The organism is Methylobacterium fujisawaense (assembly GCF_014138435.1).
GTDB classification, from domain to species: domain Bacteria; phylum Pseudomonadota; class Alphaproteobacteria; order Rhizobiales; family Beijerinckiaceae; genus Methylobacterium; species Methylobacterium fujisawaense.
This window is the reverse complement of sequence record NZ_JACJIM010000007.1, coordinates 337776-353132: the sequence shown is the minus strand read 5'-3', so window position 1 is coordinate 353132 and position 15357 is coordinate 337776. Positions and strand designations below refer to the sequence as shown.

Genomic DNA, 15357 nt, shown 5'->3' with positions numbered 1-15357 from the left:
GAGCGCGCAGGAATGGCGCAGGTCCCGCTCGGTCCAGCCGGCGGCCGTCACGGACACCCGCAGAGGCACCCGCAGGGGCCTTCGCACGATGGCCTGCCGCCCCGCGAGCGCGTCCTCGCCATGGCGGCGATCGCGCTGGCCATGACCATGGCGGTCCTCGACGGCGCCATCGTCAACGTGGCGCTGCCCGTCATGGCCAAGGATCTGGCGGTCAGGCCGGCCGACGCGATCTTCGTGGTCAACGCCTATCAGATCGCCGTCACGGCCACCCTCCTGCCGTTCGCGGCGCTGGGCGACATCTTCGGCTTCCGACGCGTCTACCTGCCGGGTCTGGCCGTCTTCGTCGCCGCCTCGCTGGCCTGCGCGCTGGCGCCAAGCCTGCCGCTGCTGATCGCCGCCCGGATCGTCCAGGGGCTCGGCGCCGCGGCGATCATGAGCGTGAACATCGGCTTCGTCCGTTTCATCTACCCCCACCGGATGATCGGCCAGGGGGTCGCCAACGTCGCGCTCGTGGTGGCGGTGGCCTCGGCCGCCGGCCCGACCGTGGCGGCCGCGATCCTGTCGGTGGCGACCTGGCCCTGGCTGTTCCTCGTCAACATCCCCGTGGGCCTGCTGGCCCTGGCGGTGGCGTCCCGGACCCTGCCGGCGACGCCGGCGAGCGGCCGCCCCTTCGATCTCGTGAGTGCGGTCCTCAACGCCCTGACCTTCGGCCTGCTGATCATCGGCATCGACGGGCTTGGCGATCCGGAAGCCCGGGGCATCGCCGTCCTCGAACTCGCGGCCGCGATCGCGGTCGGCGCGGTGTTCGTCCGGCACCAGATCCGGCTGGCCGCGCCGCTCCTGCCCGTGGACCTGCTGCGGATCCCAGCCTTCGCCCTGTCGATGGCGACCTCCGTCGCCTCGTTCTGCGCCCAGATGGTCTCCTACGTGGCGCTGCCCTTCTATTTCCAGGACGTGCTGCACCTCTCCAGCACGCAGACCGGCTTCCTGCTCACCCCCTGGCCGATCGCGGTCGCCGCGATGGCGCCGATCTCCGGCCGCCTTGCGGACCGGTATCCGCCCGGGATCCTGGGCGGGATCGGCCTGGCCATGATGGCCGTCGGTCTGGTCTGCGTGACGATCCTGCCGGCCGCTCCGACGACCCTCGATATCGTCTGGCGGCTGACCCTGTGCGGTCTCGGCTTCGGCCTGTTCCAGTCCCCCAACAACAAGGTGATCGTCACGTCGGCGCCGCGCGAACGGGCTGGGGGGGCGAGCGGGATGCAGTCGACGGCGCGGCTCACCGGCCAGTCGCTCGGCGCAGCTCTGGTGGCGGTGATCTTCGGCCTGACCCACGGTCTCGGGGCCGAGCGGGCGGTAACCCTGTCGCTCTCCTGCGCGGTGGCGCTCTCGGTGATCGGCGGCTGCGCCAGCGTCCTGCGGCGGAGTCGGAGCGGCTAACCGGATCGCGTATGCCACCCGGGACGCCGGCTTGCGTTGATGGGGTGTATCCCATGCTGGAGCGCCCCATGGATCTCGATCTCACCGGCCGGAAGGCCCTGGTCACCGGGTCGACCGGCGGCATCGGCTACGCCATCGCCAAGGAACTCTGCGATCTCGGTGCGGAGGTCGGCATCAACGGTCGCACGCCCGAGCGGGTCGAGGCCGCCCTCGCGAAGCTGCGGGGCGAGACGCGGGCCGGCCGCGCCTTTGCGGCACCGGGCGATATCGCCACCGGTGAGGGCGTTTCAGCCCTGGTCAAGGCTGTCCCGGCGGTCGACATTCTGGTCAACAACACCGGGATCTTCGAGCCGAAGCCGTTCTTCGAGATCCCGGATGCCGATTGGCAGCGCTTCTTCGACGTCAACGTGATGAGCGGCGTGCGCCTGTCGCGGGCCTACACGCCCGGCATGGCGGAGCGGGGCTGGGGACGGGTGATCTTCATCTCCAGCGAGTCGGGCATCAACACGCCGACCGAGATGGTCCACTATGGAATGACCAAGACGGCGCAGCTCGCGATTTCCCGCGGTCTGGCGCAGACGGTGGCCGGCAGCGGCGTGACGGTCAACAGTGTCCTGCCCGGCCCGACCCTCTCGGAGGGTGTCGCGGACTTCATGCGGCAGATGGCCGGAGGCGCAGCCGATACCGACCTCGAGGCCATGGGCCAGAAATTCGTCGCGGAGCATCGCCCCTCGTCGCTGATCCAGCGGCTGGCGCGGGTGGACGAGGTGGCCAATCTCGTCGCCTATCTCTGCAGCCCGGCCGCGAGCGCCACCACCGGCGCCGCCCTGAGGGTCGACGGAGGGGTCCTGCAGGGCCTCGCTTGAAGGCGGGATCGGTGGGGGCAACGCCGGCCACCGCCGAAGCGGGGCTCGAACCGTGCGGGTCTGGGACGGCAAAATCCGCGCGGCGGCGCATCGACAAGCCCGCGCTGGCGATACGTCGGGCGCCTCGGGTTCAGGCGGTGCGTTCGCCACGAGGGATCGGACCGGCGGCTCTGGATGCCGGACTCGCGTCCGCGTCATACCAAGCCACACGGCCGGTCTTCCCGTACGACGGGGAACGCCGCAGGGCTCCTAGAGCCGTCGGCCCGGAGAGAATGCCGGACTTGGCTCTAGGGCGCGATCAGGCCTTCAGGTGCGCAGCGAGATGCTTGTTCATCTCGAACATCGTGCACTTGTCCTTACCGAAGACCTTCTTGAGCTTGTCGTCGGCGAGGATCTCACGCTTGTTCTGCGGGTTCTGAAGGTTGTTCTTCTTGATGTAGTCCCAAACCTTGCTGACCACCTCGCCGCGCGGCAGCGGGCTGGTCCCGACGATGGCGCCGAGCTCGGCCGACGGCTTCAGCGGCTGCTGCAGAGCGTTCGGCTTGGCGCCGGCCGACTTCTCGGCGGCGGGCTTCGCAGCCTTGGCCGGGGCGGCCTTCTCCGCAGTCTTGGTGGTCTTGGCCGCCTTGGGCGCAGCCTTCTCGGTCTTTGTGGCCATCAACATCCTCCGGTTCTCGGGCCGCAGGCCGGGGCATGATCGCCCCACGGCCGAGCCAGCATAGCAGCAACTAAGCGGTGCCGCCGCCGTTCCAAGGGGAAATTGCCTTTGGAAACGCCTCATCCACAAGGCAGGCGCAGAAATCCCCTGCGGGATCGCCGGATGGACGCCGCCGCCAAGATTATTCGGCCGACCGCCGGGCGTGAAACCTGCCTTTAACAATCCTGCACGTGAAGTACAGGCATGTTTGCCCCGACCCTCACCCTCGCGCTCCTGCTCGCCACCGGACTGGTCACGAGTCTCGGGCTCCTGGTGCGGGCCGAGCCTTCTGTGCCGGGCATCGCGCCGGGCCGCGGCTTGGTCTGAACGCGCCGGGATTGCAGCGCCCGTCCACCGGGTGCATCAGCCCGACCGCATGACCGATCCGATCACCCTCGCCAGCCCGGAAAGCACCGCCCACGTCGTCCAGGTGGCGCTGAGCCCCGTGTTCCTGCTGTCGGGCATCGCGACGCTGCTCAACGTCTTCGGCGCGCGGCTCGCGCGCGTGGCCGATCAGGCCGACCACGTCTCCGGGCTCCTCGCGGGCGCCGGCGATGCGGAGCGCATCCTCCTCGGACGGCGCCTGGATCGGCTGCACCGGCGCTCGCTGGCCCTGGATGCCGCCGTGTTCCTGGCCGCGCTGGGCGGCGTGGCGACCTGCGGATCGGTGCTGACCCTGTTCGTCGGAGCCATGCGCGACAGCACGGTCACGACATTGCTGTTCGGTCTGTTCGGCGCGGCGATCCTCTGCACCCTGTGCGCCCTCGTGGCCTTCGGGTTCGAGATGCTGCTGGCCAGCCGATCGGTCCGCGACCGGATCAATCAGCGGCGGAGGAGCGCCGGGATACCACCCGACCTCTGAGAGGCCGGCGCTCGCCCGGCCACCGGCTCAGGAGGCGGAACCCGTCCCGGCCCACGCGCTTAGTGAGCCAGGGACCGCCACGCGGGCACGATCCCGCTCATGGATCGGGAGACATCATGCCGACGGACCTGCCCAACGAACGCGCCTTGAGAAAGCCCGGCACCCTGGAGCTCGATCCCGCCGGCGAGGGCATCGCCATCGACGAGAGCCCCCGGCTGATCGCGTCGAACAAGGTCGAAGGCACCGCCGTGTACGACAGCAGCGGCCGCCACCTGGGCGCCGTCCACAATTTCATGGTGGACAAGGTTTCCGGACAGGTCGCCTACGTGGTGCTGGCCTTCGGGGGATTCCTCGGATTGGGTGAGACCCACCACCCGCTTCCCTGGAAGGCTCTGACCTACAGCACCGAATTCGGCGGCTACGTGATCGACATCGATCCGGCGGTCCTCGCAGGCGCATCGAGCTCCGGCGCCGGCGAAGACGAAGTCGCCGATCCGAGCTATCGCGCCCGGATCTAGGCCTTCGACGGCCCGTACGCGCGCCCCTCCTGAGCGGGCGCGGCGGTCTCGGCCTGACGGCTCAGAATTTCCCGCCGAGGCCGACGCTGCCGCCGGGCGACAGCATCGGACCCATTGCGCCGCTGCTGCCACTGCCACCGACCGCCGCATTGCCGCCGTCGAGATCCTCGCGCCGGATCCGGCGCTCCCCGCTATCGGCGGTGCGGGTCGCCCCGCCGGCGGTCTTCGGGATCGCCAGCTGCTTCGTCGGAGCGGTCTGGAGCGGCTGACCATCGGCATCGACCGCAGCATTGCGCGGCTCGCGGTTCGGCAGAGATCCGCGCAGCGAGGGCGGCAGGCCGACCTCTGTCGCGGGCATCACGCCGCCGCCGCCACCGAGCGCCTGGCAGCCGGCCACGAGGCCGGCCAGGGCAGCGCCGAGCGCAAGGCCGCGCGCTGCGGCGCATCTCGACGTGGGGAGGGTCGACATCGTGTGGTCCTCGACAGTGGCCGCGGTGCCGTCCGCGGCTCGCATGGGCTTATGAGCGGTTGTCTACGCCGGGGATGCGGCGAAAACCAGACAGTGCCGTCGCGCCCCCGGTCATCATCGCCGTATCCTTTGTGGCAGACCGCCGAAGCGCGCGGTTCGCGTCTTGCTGTCTGGCCGCTGCGGTCCATAACTTCGCCCAGGTCCTGCGGCATGACGCCCTCCGCAGGCGGGGTCCAGCCGGCGGCGGACCCGGAACCGGCCGATATGGTCGTGGACGCGCCGGCGCGCCGGTGCAGCCCGGCCCTTCCTCAGAGGACGAAGCGTGTTCAGAACCAACCGGATGATCGCGGCCGTGACGCTCGCCCTCTGGGCGTCGGGGGCTGCGGCGCAGGTGAGCGGCAGCGAGGGTGCGGCCGGGCAGGCAGCGCCGCACGCACCGGCCACGCCTCCGTCCGCGACTCCGGCTCCGGCGCCAACTCCGACACCGCCGACTTCTCCGCCCGCGGCGGCGCCGGCCGCACCGCCGGCCGCCGGGACTTCGCCGCCTTCCACGACCCAGGCGCAGCAGCAGGGAACACCGGCCACGGTCCTCGACACGCAGGATTACGAGAGCCTGCTCGGTCGCAGCGTGCGCAGCGCCGGCGGCGACGAACTGGGGCGCGTCATCGACATCATCATCGACAAGGAGGGCCATCCCAGGGCCGCCATCATCGATTTCGGCGGCTTCCTCGGGGTCGGAACCCGCAAGATCGCGGTGGATTGGCGCGCCCTGCGCTTCACGCCGGACGGCGGCAAGGAGCGCAAGCTCTCGGTCGCGCTGACCCGCAACCAAGTCCGCGTGTCACCGGAATACAAGGCCGGGGAGCCGATCGTGGTTCTCGGGCCCGCCAGCCCCGCCGCGCCGGCGGCGGAGGGCGAGCAGGCGACCACGCCGCCGGCCAATGCGGCGCCGGGCTCGGCGGCACCGTCGCAACCGGCCCCCGCCGCGGCGGCTCCGACCTCGCCCGCTCCGGGTAGTGCGGCCTCGGGCGCGGCGGCGCCGGCCGCGACCGCGCCCGCCCGCCCTCCGGAGAAGGCACCGGATAAGTGACGGTGGCCCGGTCGAAGGCCCGAACCGCCGCCACTCCGCGCGAACGTGAGCTGTCCCGTCAGGACATCCGCTCCCGTCCGGGCCGCCTGAAGGATCCGGCGGGCGAGGCCGCGCGCGCGTCGGCGGTTCCTGCCGCACAGGGGGGACGCGTGATCTCGGCAACGAGCCGCTACGGCCTAGATGCCTTCGCGTTCTTCGTGGCCAACCTGCAGACCGGGTTCGGCCCTTTCCTGGCCGTCTACTTCTCCCAGGCGAAATGGACCCAGTCCGACATCGGGTTCGCCCTGACCGTGGGGAGCCTCGTGGCGCTGCTGGGCCAGGTCCCGGGCGGCGCCTTCGTCGACGTCGTGCGCTCGAAGCGCTTCGCCGCTGCCGTGGCGGTGATCGGGATCGCCGGCAGCGCCTTCGCGCTGGCGGTCTGGCCGAGCTTCCTGATCGTGCTCCTGGCAATGGCACTGCACTCGGCCGCGAGCTGCGTGCTCACACCGGCCATCGCGGCGATCAGCATCGGACTCGTCGGGCGTGCCCACGCTGGCGAGCGTCTCGGCCGCAATGCCAGCTTCGCGGCCCTCGGCAACGCCCTCGGCGCGGCCGGGATGGGCGCCATCGGATATTACCTGTCGAACGGCGCCGTCTTCTACCTCACCGCCGCCCTCGGTATCCCGACGGTGATCGCGCTGGCGCGCATCCGCGCCCAAGACATCGATTCCAACGTGTTCAAGGAGCCGGCCACGGCGCAAACGGCGCCGTCGACCGGCAAGGACAGCATCCGCGCCCTGCTGACCAATCGGAGCCTCCTGTGCTTCGCGGCCTGCATGGTGCTGTTCTTCCTCGCCAACGCCGCGATGCTGCCCCTGGTCGGCAGCGTCCTGACCCTGCGGGCGAGCGAGACCGCCACCGCGCTGGTCGCCGCCTGCATCATGGTCCCGCAGGCGGTGCTTGCGGTCAGCGCCCCTGCGGTCGGCCGGGCCGCCGAGCGCTTCGGCCGCTACCCGGTGCTGCTGTTCGGATTCGGCGCCCTGCCGGTCCGGGGCCTGCTGCTCGCCTACACGACCAACCCCTACGGTCTCGTCGCCATCCAGGTGCTGGACGGCATCTCGGCGTCGGTGCTGGGCGTGATGGTGCCGCTGATCGTGTCGGATCTCACCCGTGGCACCGGCCGCTTCAACCTCGCCCTCGGCGCGGTCGGCACGGCCATGGGCATCGGCGCCGCCCTCTCGACCTCGCTTGCCGGCATCATGGCCGACCATCTCGGCAGCCACAGCGCCTTCCTGGGGCTCGCGATCGTGGGGTTCGCGGCTTTCATGCTGGTGGCGCTGATCATGCCGGAGACGCGTCCGACGGAGCACACGGCCTGACCGGCCGCGGCATCGGATTCGCAAGGGTGTTTCCGCGCCGCTCAAGCGACGTTCAGGTTCTGCGGATAAAAGCGCACGGAAGGTGCGGGCCGGTGAAACATATGGCAACGCTCTCGCGTTGCCGCTGCGGGTCAGACTGCGCCCGCTCTGCACGCCGCCTCAGCCCGTAAGCCAAAGCCGCGCGAATACGGAATGGTCACCGCGATGGAAGAGCTGCACCGATACGCCGACAGGCCCTTCGCCTTCGTCGCGCGGTATCTCCGCCGCCGCTGGCTGCCGCACTTGGTCATCCTGATCTCCGTGCTCGGCGCCGTCGGCTTCTCGGTCTCCACCGATTACGCCCTCAAGGGCGTGGTCGACGCGCTGACGAAGGGGCCCGGCCCGGGCAACACGGTCGTCTGGAGCGCGCTCGCGGTCCTGGTCGCCTTCATCGCCGCCGACAACATGCTCTGGCGCGTGGCGGCGCTGACCGGCGCCTTCACCTTCGTGGGGATCACCGGCGACATCCGGCGCGACCTGTTCCGGCACATGACCGGCCATTCCCCGACCTTCTTCTCCGACCGCCAGCCGGGCACCCTGGCGTCGCGCATCACGGCGACCTCGAACGCGATCTTCACGGTCGAGAACATGTTCGTGTTCAACGTGATGCCGCCGACGGTCGCGGCTTTCGGGTCGATCGCCTACATCGCCACCGTCAACCTCACCATGGCGGGTATCCTGGCGGGCGTGTTCGCGGCCGTCGTCGTGCTGATGTTCAAGATGGCCTCGGCCGGCAAGCCGCTGCACCACGACTTCGCCGCCAAGGCCGCCAGCGTCGACGGCGAGATGGTCGATCTCGTCGGCAACATGTCGCTCGTGCGCGCCTTCTCGGCCTTCAAGCGCGAGGGGCAGCGCTTCGAGGGCACCATCGCCACCGAGATGCGGGCGCGGCGCTCGTCGCTCCTCTACCTCGAGAAGCTGCGCATCGTGCACGCGGTGCTGACCGTGCTTGCCGTGTTCGGCCTGCTCTATTGGGCGATCCAGATGTGGGAGGCCGGACAGGCGACGAACGGTCAGGTCGTGCTGGTCTGCACGCTCGGCATCCGCATCCTGGCGGCCACCCGCGACCTCGCGGTCGCGCTCGTCGATGCGACCCAGCACACCGCCCGGCTGGCCGAGGCCCTGCACACCCTGCTTCAGCCCCACGATCTCGTGGATCATCCGGAAGCGCAGCCGCTCACCGGCCAGGGCGCCAAGATCGAGTTCGAGCACGTCGCCTTCAGCTATCCGGACGGGCGCCCCGTCTTCACGGATTTCGACCTCGTCATCGAGCCGGGCCAGCGCGTCGGTCTGGTGGGCCGGTCCGGCGGCGGCAAGTCGACCCTGTTCTCGCTGATTCAGCGCTTCTACGACGTGCAGAGTGGCGCCATCCGCATCAACGGCCAGAACGTCGAGCGGGTCACCCAGGAATCCCTGCGCGAGGCGATCACGGTGGTGCCGCAGGACGTCTCGATGTTCCACCGCAGCTTGCGGGAGAACATCCGCTACGGCCGGCCCGAGGCGACGGACGAGGAGGTCTGGCAGGCCGCCGAGGCCGCGCATTGCACCGACTTCATCAAGGCCCTGCCCGAAGGCTTCGACACGATCGTCGGCGACCGCGGTGTGAAGCTCTCGGGCGGCCAGCGTCAGCGGATCGCCATCGCCCGGGCGATCCTGAAGAACTCGCCGATCCTGCTGCTCGACGAGGCCACCTCGGCGCTGGACGCGGAATCCGAGCAGGCGATCCGTCAGGCCCTCGCCAACCTGATGAAGGGCCGGACCGTCATCGCGATCGCGCACCGCCTCTCCACGCTGCAGGATTTCGACCGGATCGTCGTGCTCGACGGCGGCCGCATCGCGCAGGACGGCTCGCCCGACAAGCTGACCCATCTCGACGGCTTCTTCCGGGAGCTGATGAAGAAGGAATCCATGGCGATGGCCCTCGCCGCCGCCTGACTTCGCCCTCGTGGACCCGTCCCGGCATCGCCGCGCCGGGACGGCGGCGCAGTTCCGCCGCTCCGGTTTTCACGCCCGATCGGCACTGGTAGATCATCGGCCCGCCGGACCGGACCTTGCATCGCCTGGACGTCGCGAACCGGCCCGGTTCCGACGCGTCTCGATGCCCGAGCCCCACCGTGCCTGACCTTGCCCTCGTCATCCGGGAAATCTCCGAGGAGATGGCCCAGCGCTCCGATCGGGGGGCGGTCGCGGATTACATTCCCGAACTCGCGCGGGTGGATCCCGGTCAGTTCGGCATGGCGGTGATCGATGCTGCGGGACGCGTCTTCGCCGGGGGCGACAGCGAGACGCCCTTCTCGATCCAGAGCGTGTCGAAGGTCTTCACCCTCACCCTCGCCCTCGGCATGGTCGGCGACCGGCTGTGGAAACGGGTCGGCCGCGAGCCTTCGGGCAACCCGTTCAACTCCATCGTCCAGTTGGAGCGGGAGCGCGGCGTGCCGCGCAATCCGTTCATCAATGCGGGCGCCATCGCGGTCACCGACGTGATCCTCTCGGGCCACGAGCCCCGCGAGGCGCTGGGCGAGATCCTGCGCTTCATGCAGTTCCTGGCCCAGGATTCGAGCATCGCGATCGACGAGACCGTGGCGGCCTCGGAGAAGCGCACGGGTTTCCGCAACACCGCGCTCGCCAACTACATGAAGTCCTTCGGCGTCATCGACAATCCGGTCGACTACACGCTCGGCGTCTACTTCCACCACTGCGCCATCGCGATGAACTGCCGCCAGCTCGCACGCGCCGGCCGGTTCCTGGCGCATAACGGCATCAACCCGTCGACCGGCCATTCGGTGGTCTCGGCGGAGCGCGCGCGCCGCATCAACGCGATCATGCTGACCTGCGGCCACTACGACGGGTCGGGCGAGTTCGCCTATCGCGTGGGCCTGCCGGGCAAGAGCGGAGTCGGCGGCAGCATCCTGGCGATCGCACCCGGCAAGGCCTCCATCGCCGTCTGGTCGCCCGGTCTCGACGCGGCGGGCAATTCCCATCTCGGCCGCATCGCCCTGGAGCGGCTGACGCAGCGCATGGGCTGGTCCGTCTTCGGATCCTGAGCGGGTCCCTTCCCCTGCCCCCCTTTCCTGCCCCTCTTCCCTGCCCCCCTTCCCCTGCCCTCTTGCGCGGCGCCCACTTCCGCGGCACTGCGCCGCCGGGGCGTTGCGGCGCCGAAGCGAGACTCAGCGGCATGGCGACGAGTGTGGCGGTCCGGGCTGCCGACGACGGTCTGGATCCCGGTGCCATCCTGGCCCGTCTCGACCGGCTTCCGGCCACGCCGACGGTCTGGCGCCTCGTGGCGCTGCTCGGCCTCGGCTTCTTCTTCGAACTCTACGACCTGCTCTTCACCGGTTACGTGGCGCCCGGCCTCGTCAAGGCCGGGATCCTGACGCCGACGACCCCCGGCCTGTTCGGCGCCAGTGGTGTGGCGAGCTTCGTGGCCGCCCTCTTCACGGGCCTGTTCATCGGCACCCTCGTCTGCGGCTGGCTCGCCGACCGGTTCGGGCGCCGGGCGATCTTCACGTGGTCGCTCCTCGCCTACACCGCGGCGAACGTCGTGATGGCCTGCCAGAGCGACGCCTTCGGCCTCAACCTCTGGCGGCTCGTCGCAGGGATCGGCCTCGGCCTGGAGATGGTGACGATCGGCAGCTACCTCTCCGAACTCGTCCCGAAGGCGATCCGCGGCCGGGCCTTCGCCCTGTGCCAGGGCATCGGCTTCACGGCCGTGCCGGTGGTGGCGTTCCTCTCCTACCTGCTGATCCCGATCGCCCCCCTCGGCATCGACGGGTGGCGCTGGGTGGTGCTGATCGGCGCCTCGGCGGCGATCGTGGTCTGGTGGATGCGGGCGGGCCTTCCGGAAAGCCCGCGCTGGCTCGTCGAGCACGGGCGTCTGGCGGAAGCCGACGCGATTCTGCGGCAGCTGGAGGCGCGGATCGCGGCCGAGCATGGCGGCGCGCTGCCCGCGCCAGCCGCGCCGGAGCTGGTGCAGCCGCGTGGCGCCTTCCGCGACCTGTGGGTCCGGCCCTATCGGCGCCGGGCGCTGATGATGGCCGGATTCAACGTCTTCCAGACGGTGGGCTTCTACGGCTTCGCCAACTGGGTGCCGACCCTGCTGGTGGGCCAGGGCATCACGGTGACGTCGAGCCTCGCCTACACGGCCCTGATCGCGCTGGCCGCCCCCGTCGGCCCGCTGATCGGCCTCGCCATCGCCGACCGGTTCGAGCGCAAGCACGTCATCGTGGCCGCCGCCCTCGTCTATATCGGCTGCGGCCTCGCCTTCGCGCAGACGCGGGACGTCCCGATCATCGTGGCGCTCGGCATCGGCCTGACGCTCGCCTCGAACGTGATGTCGTACAGCTTCCACGCCTATCAGGCCGAGCTGTTCCCCACGGGCATCCGCGCCAGGGCGGTGGGCTTCGTCTATTCCTGGAGCCGCTTCTCGGCGATCTTCACGGGCTTCGTCATCGCGTTCGTCCTGCGGGAGGCCGGCACGCCGGGCGTGTTCCTGTTCATCTCGGCCGCGATGCTGGCCGCGGGCCTGCTCGTCGGGCTCCTGGGTCCGCGGACACGGGACGTCGCGCTGGAGAAGATCGCGGGGTGAGGCCCGTCACGGGCTCGGCTCCCAGGAGGCCGAATCCGTGCTAGCCTCGGGCATGGTCGCTCAGCCGAAATCCCGGATGACGGTCGACGAGTTTCTCACCTGGGCCGATGGGCAGCCGGGGCGCTTCGAGCTGGTCGATGGCGAGGTGTTCGCGATGTCGCCGGAGCGCGTTCGGCATGCCGAGGTCAAGGCTGCCACCTATCTGGCGCTCCGGTCCGCACTGAAGCAAGCGAAGAGCGCCTGCTACGCGCTGCCGGATGGCATCAGCGTTCGCGTCGATCAGGATACGGTCTTCGAGCCCGACGCCCTCGTTTACTGCGGAATGCGCGCCGACCCCGATGCGACGGAGATCACCGATCCCGTCATCGTCGTCGAGGTGCAGTCGCCGAGCACACGTTCCGTCGATTCGGGTTTGAAATTGACCCGCTACTTCAGTCTCGAGAGCGTGATCCACTATCTGATCGTGGATCCGGTCAAGCGCCTCGTCATCCATCACCGCCGCGCGCAGGGCGGCCTGATCGAGACCCGCATGGCGACCCAGGAGACGCTGGACCTGACGCCGCCCGGCCTGCGCCTGCCCGTCCCGGAGCTGTTCGCCGACCGCGCGTCCGACGACGACGGAGCTTGATCCGATCCGAGGTGGATGCCACAGCGGCGCGAACGCGAATCAGGACGCCCGGATGACTGAACCTCTCGATCTCCTCGTGCTCGGCAACGCGATCGTCGACGTGATCGCACGGACGGACGATGCCTTCCTGGCGGCGCAGGGCGTCACCAAGGGTGCGATGCAGCTCATCGACGAGCCGCGGGCCGAGGCGCTGTTCGAGGCCATGGGCCCGGCCACGATCGTGTCGGGCGGCTCCGGCGCCAACACCGCGGTCGGCGCGGCCCTGCTCGGAGCCAAGACCGGCTTCGTCGGCAAGGTCCGGAACGACGAGCTCGGTGGCCTGTTCAGCCACGATCTCAAGGCGACCGGCGTCGACTTCAGCGTCCCTGCGGCGGCCGAGGGACCAGCCACCGCCCGATGCTTCGTGCTGGTGACGCCGGATGGCGAGCGCACGATGAGCACCTATCTGGGCGCCTGCCAGGGACTCTCGCCCGACGATGTCGACAAGGCTCTCGTGCGTTCCGCCCGGGTCGTCTATCTCGAGGGCTACCTCTGGGATCCGCCGGCCGCCAAGGAGGCGTTCCGCAAGGCGTCCGACATCGCCCACCAGGCCGGCAACGCCGTTGCGCTGACCCTCTCGGATGCGTTCTGCGTCGGTCGCTACCGCGATGAATTCCTCGGTCTGATCCGCGACGGCACCATCGACATCCTCTTCGCCAACATCGGCGAGTTGCAGAGCCTCTTCCAGACCGACGATGCCGAGGCCGCGGTGGCGGCCCTGCGGGACGAGCGCAACGCCCGCGGCCGTCACCTGCTCGGCCTCGTGACGCGCTCGGCCGACGGTGCCCTGGTGGTGCAGGGTGGCGAGGTCCGCGCCGTCGAGGCGAGCCCGGTCCACGAGGTGGTCGACACGACGGGGGCGGGGGACCTCTTTGCGGCCGGCTTCCTGGCCGGCCACGCCCGCGGCCTCGACCACGTCACGAGCGCCCGCCTCGGCACGCTCGCGGCGGCCGAGGTCATCCAGCACATCGGCGCCCGCCCGCAGGCGGATCTGGTCGGCTTGGCCAAGGCGCGCGGGCTCCTCTGAGCCGGCGCGTCGGGCGCGCGGTCGGAGGGTTGCGTCCGCTCCGATCCCGCCCGCTCAGGCCGCGCGGACGGTCGCGAGGAAGCGCGTCACCTCGTCCCTGAGATGCCCGGACCGGAGCGACAACTCCGAGGCTGCCGTGAGAACCTGATCGGCCGCCGCTCCGGTTGCCTTCGCCGCGTCGGCGACGCCCGTGATGGTGCTGGTGACGTCAGCCGCCCCCTGGGCGGCCTGGGAGACGTTGCGGACGATCTCCTGCGTCGCGGCGCCCTGCTGCTCCACGGCGCTGGCGATCCGCGTCGCCACGGCGCTGAGTTCCTGGACTCGGCCGCCGATGCGCCCGATCGCCGAGACGGCGTCGCCGGTGGAGGACTGGATCCGGGCGACGTGGCCGCCGATCTCGTCGGTCGCCCGCGCGGTCTGACCGGCCAGCGCCTTCACCTCTGCGGCCACGACGGCGAAGCCGCGGCCCGCCGCGCCGGCCCGCGCCGCCTCGATCGTGGCGTTCAGCGCCAGGAGATTCGTCTGTTCGGCGATGGTCGAGATCAGGGTCACGACATGACCGATCTGGACCGCCGCCCCGTTCAGATCCCGAACCAAGTGCGCGGTCGCCTCCGCGTCCGCGACCGCCGACTGGGTCAGCGCCGTCGAGCCCGCGACCTGGCGGCTGATCTCCTGGACGGAGACGCCGAGTTCCTCCGCCGCCGCCGCCGCGACGTTGACGGTGCTGGCCGCGAGTTCGGCCGCGCTCGCCACCCGGCCGGAGCGATCGGCGGTGTCGGCGGCCGCCTCATTCATGGCCGAGGCCGTGTCCTGCAGCGCAGCGACGGCGGCCGAGACCGTGCCGATGATGCCGCCGACCGTGCCCTCGAAGGCGTCGGCGATCTGCTGCATGCCGCTCCGCCGCCGCGCCTCGGCCGCGGCGCGGGCCTGTGCCGCTTCGTGCTCGAGCGTGCGCGCGCGGATCAGGCCGTCCTTGAAGACCTGGACGGAGGCCGCCATGACCCCGACCTCGTCCGCTCGCTCGGAGCCGCCGACGGCCACGTCGAGGTTGTTGGCCGCGAGCCGACCCATGATCTCGGCCAGGGACCGGATCGGGCGGGCGACCCGCTGCCAGACCCACCAGACCGCCGCGCCGGTCATGATCGCTCCGATCACGGAGAGCGTGATGGTGACGGACCACGCCGTCCGGAACGCATCCTCGGAGCGCTGGACCGAGACGTTCGTGCCCTCGGCGGTGACCTGGGCGAGATCCGCCAGGGCATCGAAGGCGGCCACCAGAGGCGGGCGGGCGGGCGCGATGGCGTCGCGGGCCGCGTTCCGGTCGCCGCGCCTGAGCGGGGCGAGGATCGCCTCCTGGGCGGTGCGATAGACCTTCCACCGCCCCTCGAATGCGTCCCAGAGCGCGCGCTCCCGGGGCGTCGTCGCGCGCACGCGATAGCTCTGGAAGGCCTCGGGGATGGTCCGATCCATCTCGACGAACTCGGCATCGAGGTCCCGGTTCTCACCGTCGTCGACGGCGACCACCTTGCGGATCGTCGTCGTGTGGTACCGCAGCATCAGGAATCGAATCGTATGGAGATCGTTGTCCTTGCGCACCCAGACGTCGCGGGTCTCCACGGCGGCGGCATTGATGGCCTGTATCTGCATCAAGCCGATGGTCGAGCTTGCGATAAACAGCAAAAAGCCGATTATCGATGGCAGTATCAGCTTCGAAACGATACTTCTTCGAAAGCTCATCT

General features: G+C 70.2%; 15 protein-coding genes. 12 read left to right on the top strand and 3 right to left on the bottom strand.

Going from position 1 to position 15357, the window contains the following annotated elements; all coding sequences use genetic code 11:
- Positions 1–12: 12 nt before the first annotated feature.
- Together GGQ91_RS22600 and GGQ91_RS22595 are read left to right on the top strand one after the other, a co-directional pair.
- Entirely contained in the window at positions 13–1440 is a 1428-nt protein-coding gene (locus GGQ91_RS22600) for an MFS transporter (RefSeq protein WP_075380738.1), read from the top strand.
- A gap of 68 nt (positions 1441–1508) precedes the next feature.
- On the top strand, positions 1509–2306 hold the full coding sequence (locus GGQ91_RS22595; protein WP_182592881.1) for an SDR family NAD(P)-dependent oxidoreductase: 798 nt from the start codon (positions 1509–1511) through the stop codon (positions 2304–2306).
- 298 nt (positions 2307–2604) lie between these two features.
- Here GGQ91_RS22595 and GGQ91_RS22590 read toward each other — a convergent pair whose 3' ends face one another.
- Positions 2605–2964, bottom strand: coding sequence for an SWIB/MDM2 domain-containing protein (locus GGQ91_RS22590; protein ID WP_043356955.1), 360 nt, complete (start codon positions 2962–2964; stop codon positions 2605–2607).
- 243 nt (positions 2965–3207) lie between these two features.
- Here GGQ91_RS22590 and GGQ91_RS28455 point away from each other — a divergent pair, with 243 nt between their 5' ends.
- The 3 genes from GGQ91_RS28455 (at position 3208) to GGQ91_RS22580 (ending at position 4383) form a co-directional block, all read left to right on the top strand.
- Positions 3208–3330 (top strand): hypothetical protein, encoded by a 123-nt coding sequence (locus GGQ91_RS28455; RefSeq protein WP_281375139.1) that lies wholly within the window; start codon positions 3208–3210, stop codon positions 3328–3330.
- 49 nt (positions 3331–3379) lie between these two features.
- Positions 3380–3865 (top strand): DUF2721 domain-containing protein, encoded by a 486-nt coding sequence (locus GGQ91_RS22585; RefSeq protein ID WP_043356961.1) that lies wholly within the window; start codon positions 3380–3382, stop codon positions 3863–3865.
- A 116-nt stretch (positions 3866–3981) separates the two neighbouring features.
- Positions 3982–4383 carry a PRC-barrel domain-containing protein gene (locus GGQ91_RS22580; RefSeq protein WP_179697061.1) on the top strand — a complete coding sequence of 134 codons (402 nt, stop codon included), beginning with the start codon at positions 3982–3984 and terminating at the stop codon, positions 4381–4383.
- A 61-nt stretch (positions 4384–4444) separates the two neighbouring features.
- On the opposite strand, the gene GGQ91_RS22575 is transcribed toward GGQ91_RS22580, so the two are convergent.
- Complete coding sequence (locus tag GGQ91_RS22575; RefSeq protein WP_043356959.1) at positions 4445–4852, bottom strand: hypothetical protein; 408 nt, start codon at positions 4850–4852, stop codon at positions 4445–4447.
- Between the two features lie 340 nt (positions 4853–5192).
- Here GGQ91_RS22575 and GGQ91_RS22570 point away from each other — a divergent pair, with 340 nt between their 5' ends.
- The 7 genes from GGQ91_RS22570 (at position 5193) to GGQ91_RS22540 (ending at position 13618) form a co-directional block, all read left to right on the top strand.
- Positions 5193–5942 (top strand): PRC-barrel domain-containing protein, encoded by a 750-nt coding sequence (locus GGQ91_RS22570; protein ID WP_182592901.1) that lies wholly within the window; start codon positions 5193–5195, stop codon positions 5940–5942.
- Entirely contained in the window at positions 5939–7300 is a 1362-nt protein-coding gene (locus GGQ91_RS22565) for an MFS transporter (RefSeq protein WP_182592880.1), read from the top strand. Before GGQ91_RS22570 ends, GGQ91_RS22565 begins: the two co-directional genes overlap by 4 nt.
- Before the next feature lie 204 nt (positions 7301–7504).
- Positions 7505–9274, top strand: a complete 1770-nt coding sequence (locus tag GGQ91_RS22560) for an ABC transporter ATP-binding protein (protein ID WP_043381239.1) — start codon at positions 7505–7507, stop codon at positions 9272–9274.
- A gap of 179 nt (positions 9275–9453) precedes the next feature.
- Positions 9454–10383 carry a glutaminase gene (locus GGQ91_RS22555; RefSeq protein ID WP_043356938.1) on the top strand — a complete coding sequence of 310 codons (930 nt, stop codon included), beginning with the start codon at positions 9454–9456 and terminating at the stop codon, positions 10381–10383.
- Positions 10384–10514: 131 nt separating this feature from the next.
- On the top strand, positions 10515–11924 hold the full coding sequence (locus tag GGQ91_RS22550) for an MFS transporter (RefSeq protein ID WP_182592879.1): 1410 nt from the start codon (positions 10515–10517) through the stop codon (positions 11922–11924).
- Between the two features lie 76 nt (positions 11925–12000).
- Entirely contained in the window at positions 12001–12552 is a 552-nt protein-coding gene (locus tag GGQ91_RS22545; protein ID WP_403091524.1) for a Uma2 family endonuclease, read from the top strand.
- 52 nt (positions 12553–12604) lie between these two features.
- On the top strand, positions 12605–13618 hold the full coding sequence (locus tag GGQ91_RS22540; protein WP_043381053.1) for an adenosine kinase: 1014 nt from the start codon (positions 12605–12607) through the stop codon (positions 13616–13618).
- A 54-nt stretch (positions 13619–13672) separates the two neighbouring features.
- Here the strand turns inward: GGQ91_RS22540 and GGQ91_RS22535 are convergent, their stop codons facing one another.
- Positions 13673–15355: a methyl-accepting chemotaxis protein gene (locus GGQ91_RS22535; RefSeq protein WP_182592899.1), complete on the bottom strand. Its 1683-nt coding sequence runs from the start codon at positions 15353–15355 to the stop codon at positions 13673–13675.
- Positions 15356–15357: the final 2 nt, after the last annotated feature.

Excerpts from the sequence above, each read along its gene's own strand:
- GGQ91_RS22540 (WP_043381053.1), top strand. The coding sequence starts at position 12,605 with ATGACTGAACCTCTCGATCTCCTCGTGCTCGGCAACGCGATCGTCGAC.
- GGQ91_RS22575 (WP_043356959.1), bottom strand. The coding sequence starts at position 4,852 with ATGTCGACCCTCCCCACGTCGAGATGCGCCGCAGCGCGCGGCCTTGCG.
- GGQ91_RS22550 (WP_182592879.1), top strand. The coding sequence starts at position 10,515 with ATGGCGACGAGTGTGGCGGTCCGGGCTGCCGACGACGGTCTGGATCCC.
- GGQ91_RS22600 (WP_075380738.1), top strand. The coding sequence starts at position 13 with ATGGCGCAGGTCCCGCTCGGTCCAGCCGGCGGCCGTCACGGACACCCG.
- GGQ91_RS22590 (WP_043356955.1), bottom strand. The coding sequence starts at position 2,964 with ATGGCCACAAAGACCGAGAAGGCTGCGCCCAAGGCGGCCAAGACCACC.
- GGQ91_RS22570 (WP_182592901.1), top strand. The coding sequence starts at position 5,193 with ATGATCGCGGCCGTGACGCTCGCCCTCTGGGCGTCGGGGGCTGCGGCG.
- GGQ91_RS22580 (WP_179697061.1), top strand. The coding sequence starts at position 3,982 with ATGCCGACGGACCTGCCCAACGAACGCGCCTTGAGAAAGCCCGGCACC.
- GGQ91_RS22595 (WP_182592881.1), top strand. The coding sequence starts at position 1,509 with ATGGATCTCGATCTCACCGGCCGGAAGGCCCTGGTCACCGGGTCGACC.
- GGQ91_RS22545 (WP_403091524.1), top strand. The coding sequence starts at position 12,001 with ATGACGGTCGACGAGTTTCTCACCTGGGCCGATGGGCAGCCGGGGCGC.
- GGQ91_RS22535 (WP_182592899.1), bottom strand. The coding sequence starts at position 15,355 with ATGAGCTTTCGAAGAAGTATCGTTTCGAAGCTGATACTGCCATCGATA.
- GGQ91_RS28455 (WP_281375139.1), top strand. The coding sequence starts at position 3,208 with ATGTTTGCCCCGACCCTCACCCTCGCGCTCCTGCTCGCCACCGGACTG.
- GGQ91_RS22585 (WP_043356961.1), top strand. The coding sequence starts at position 3,380 with ATGACCGATCCGATCACCCTCGCCAGCCCGGAAAGCACCGCCCACGTC.
- GGQ91_RS22560 (WP_043381239.1), top strand. The coding sequence starts at position 7,505 with ATGGAAGAGCTGCACCGATACGCCGACAGGCCCTTCGCCTTCGTCGCG.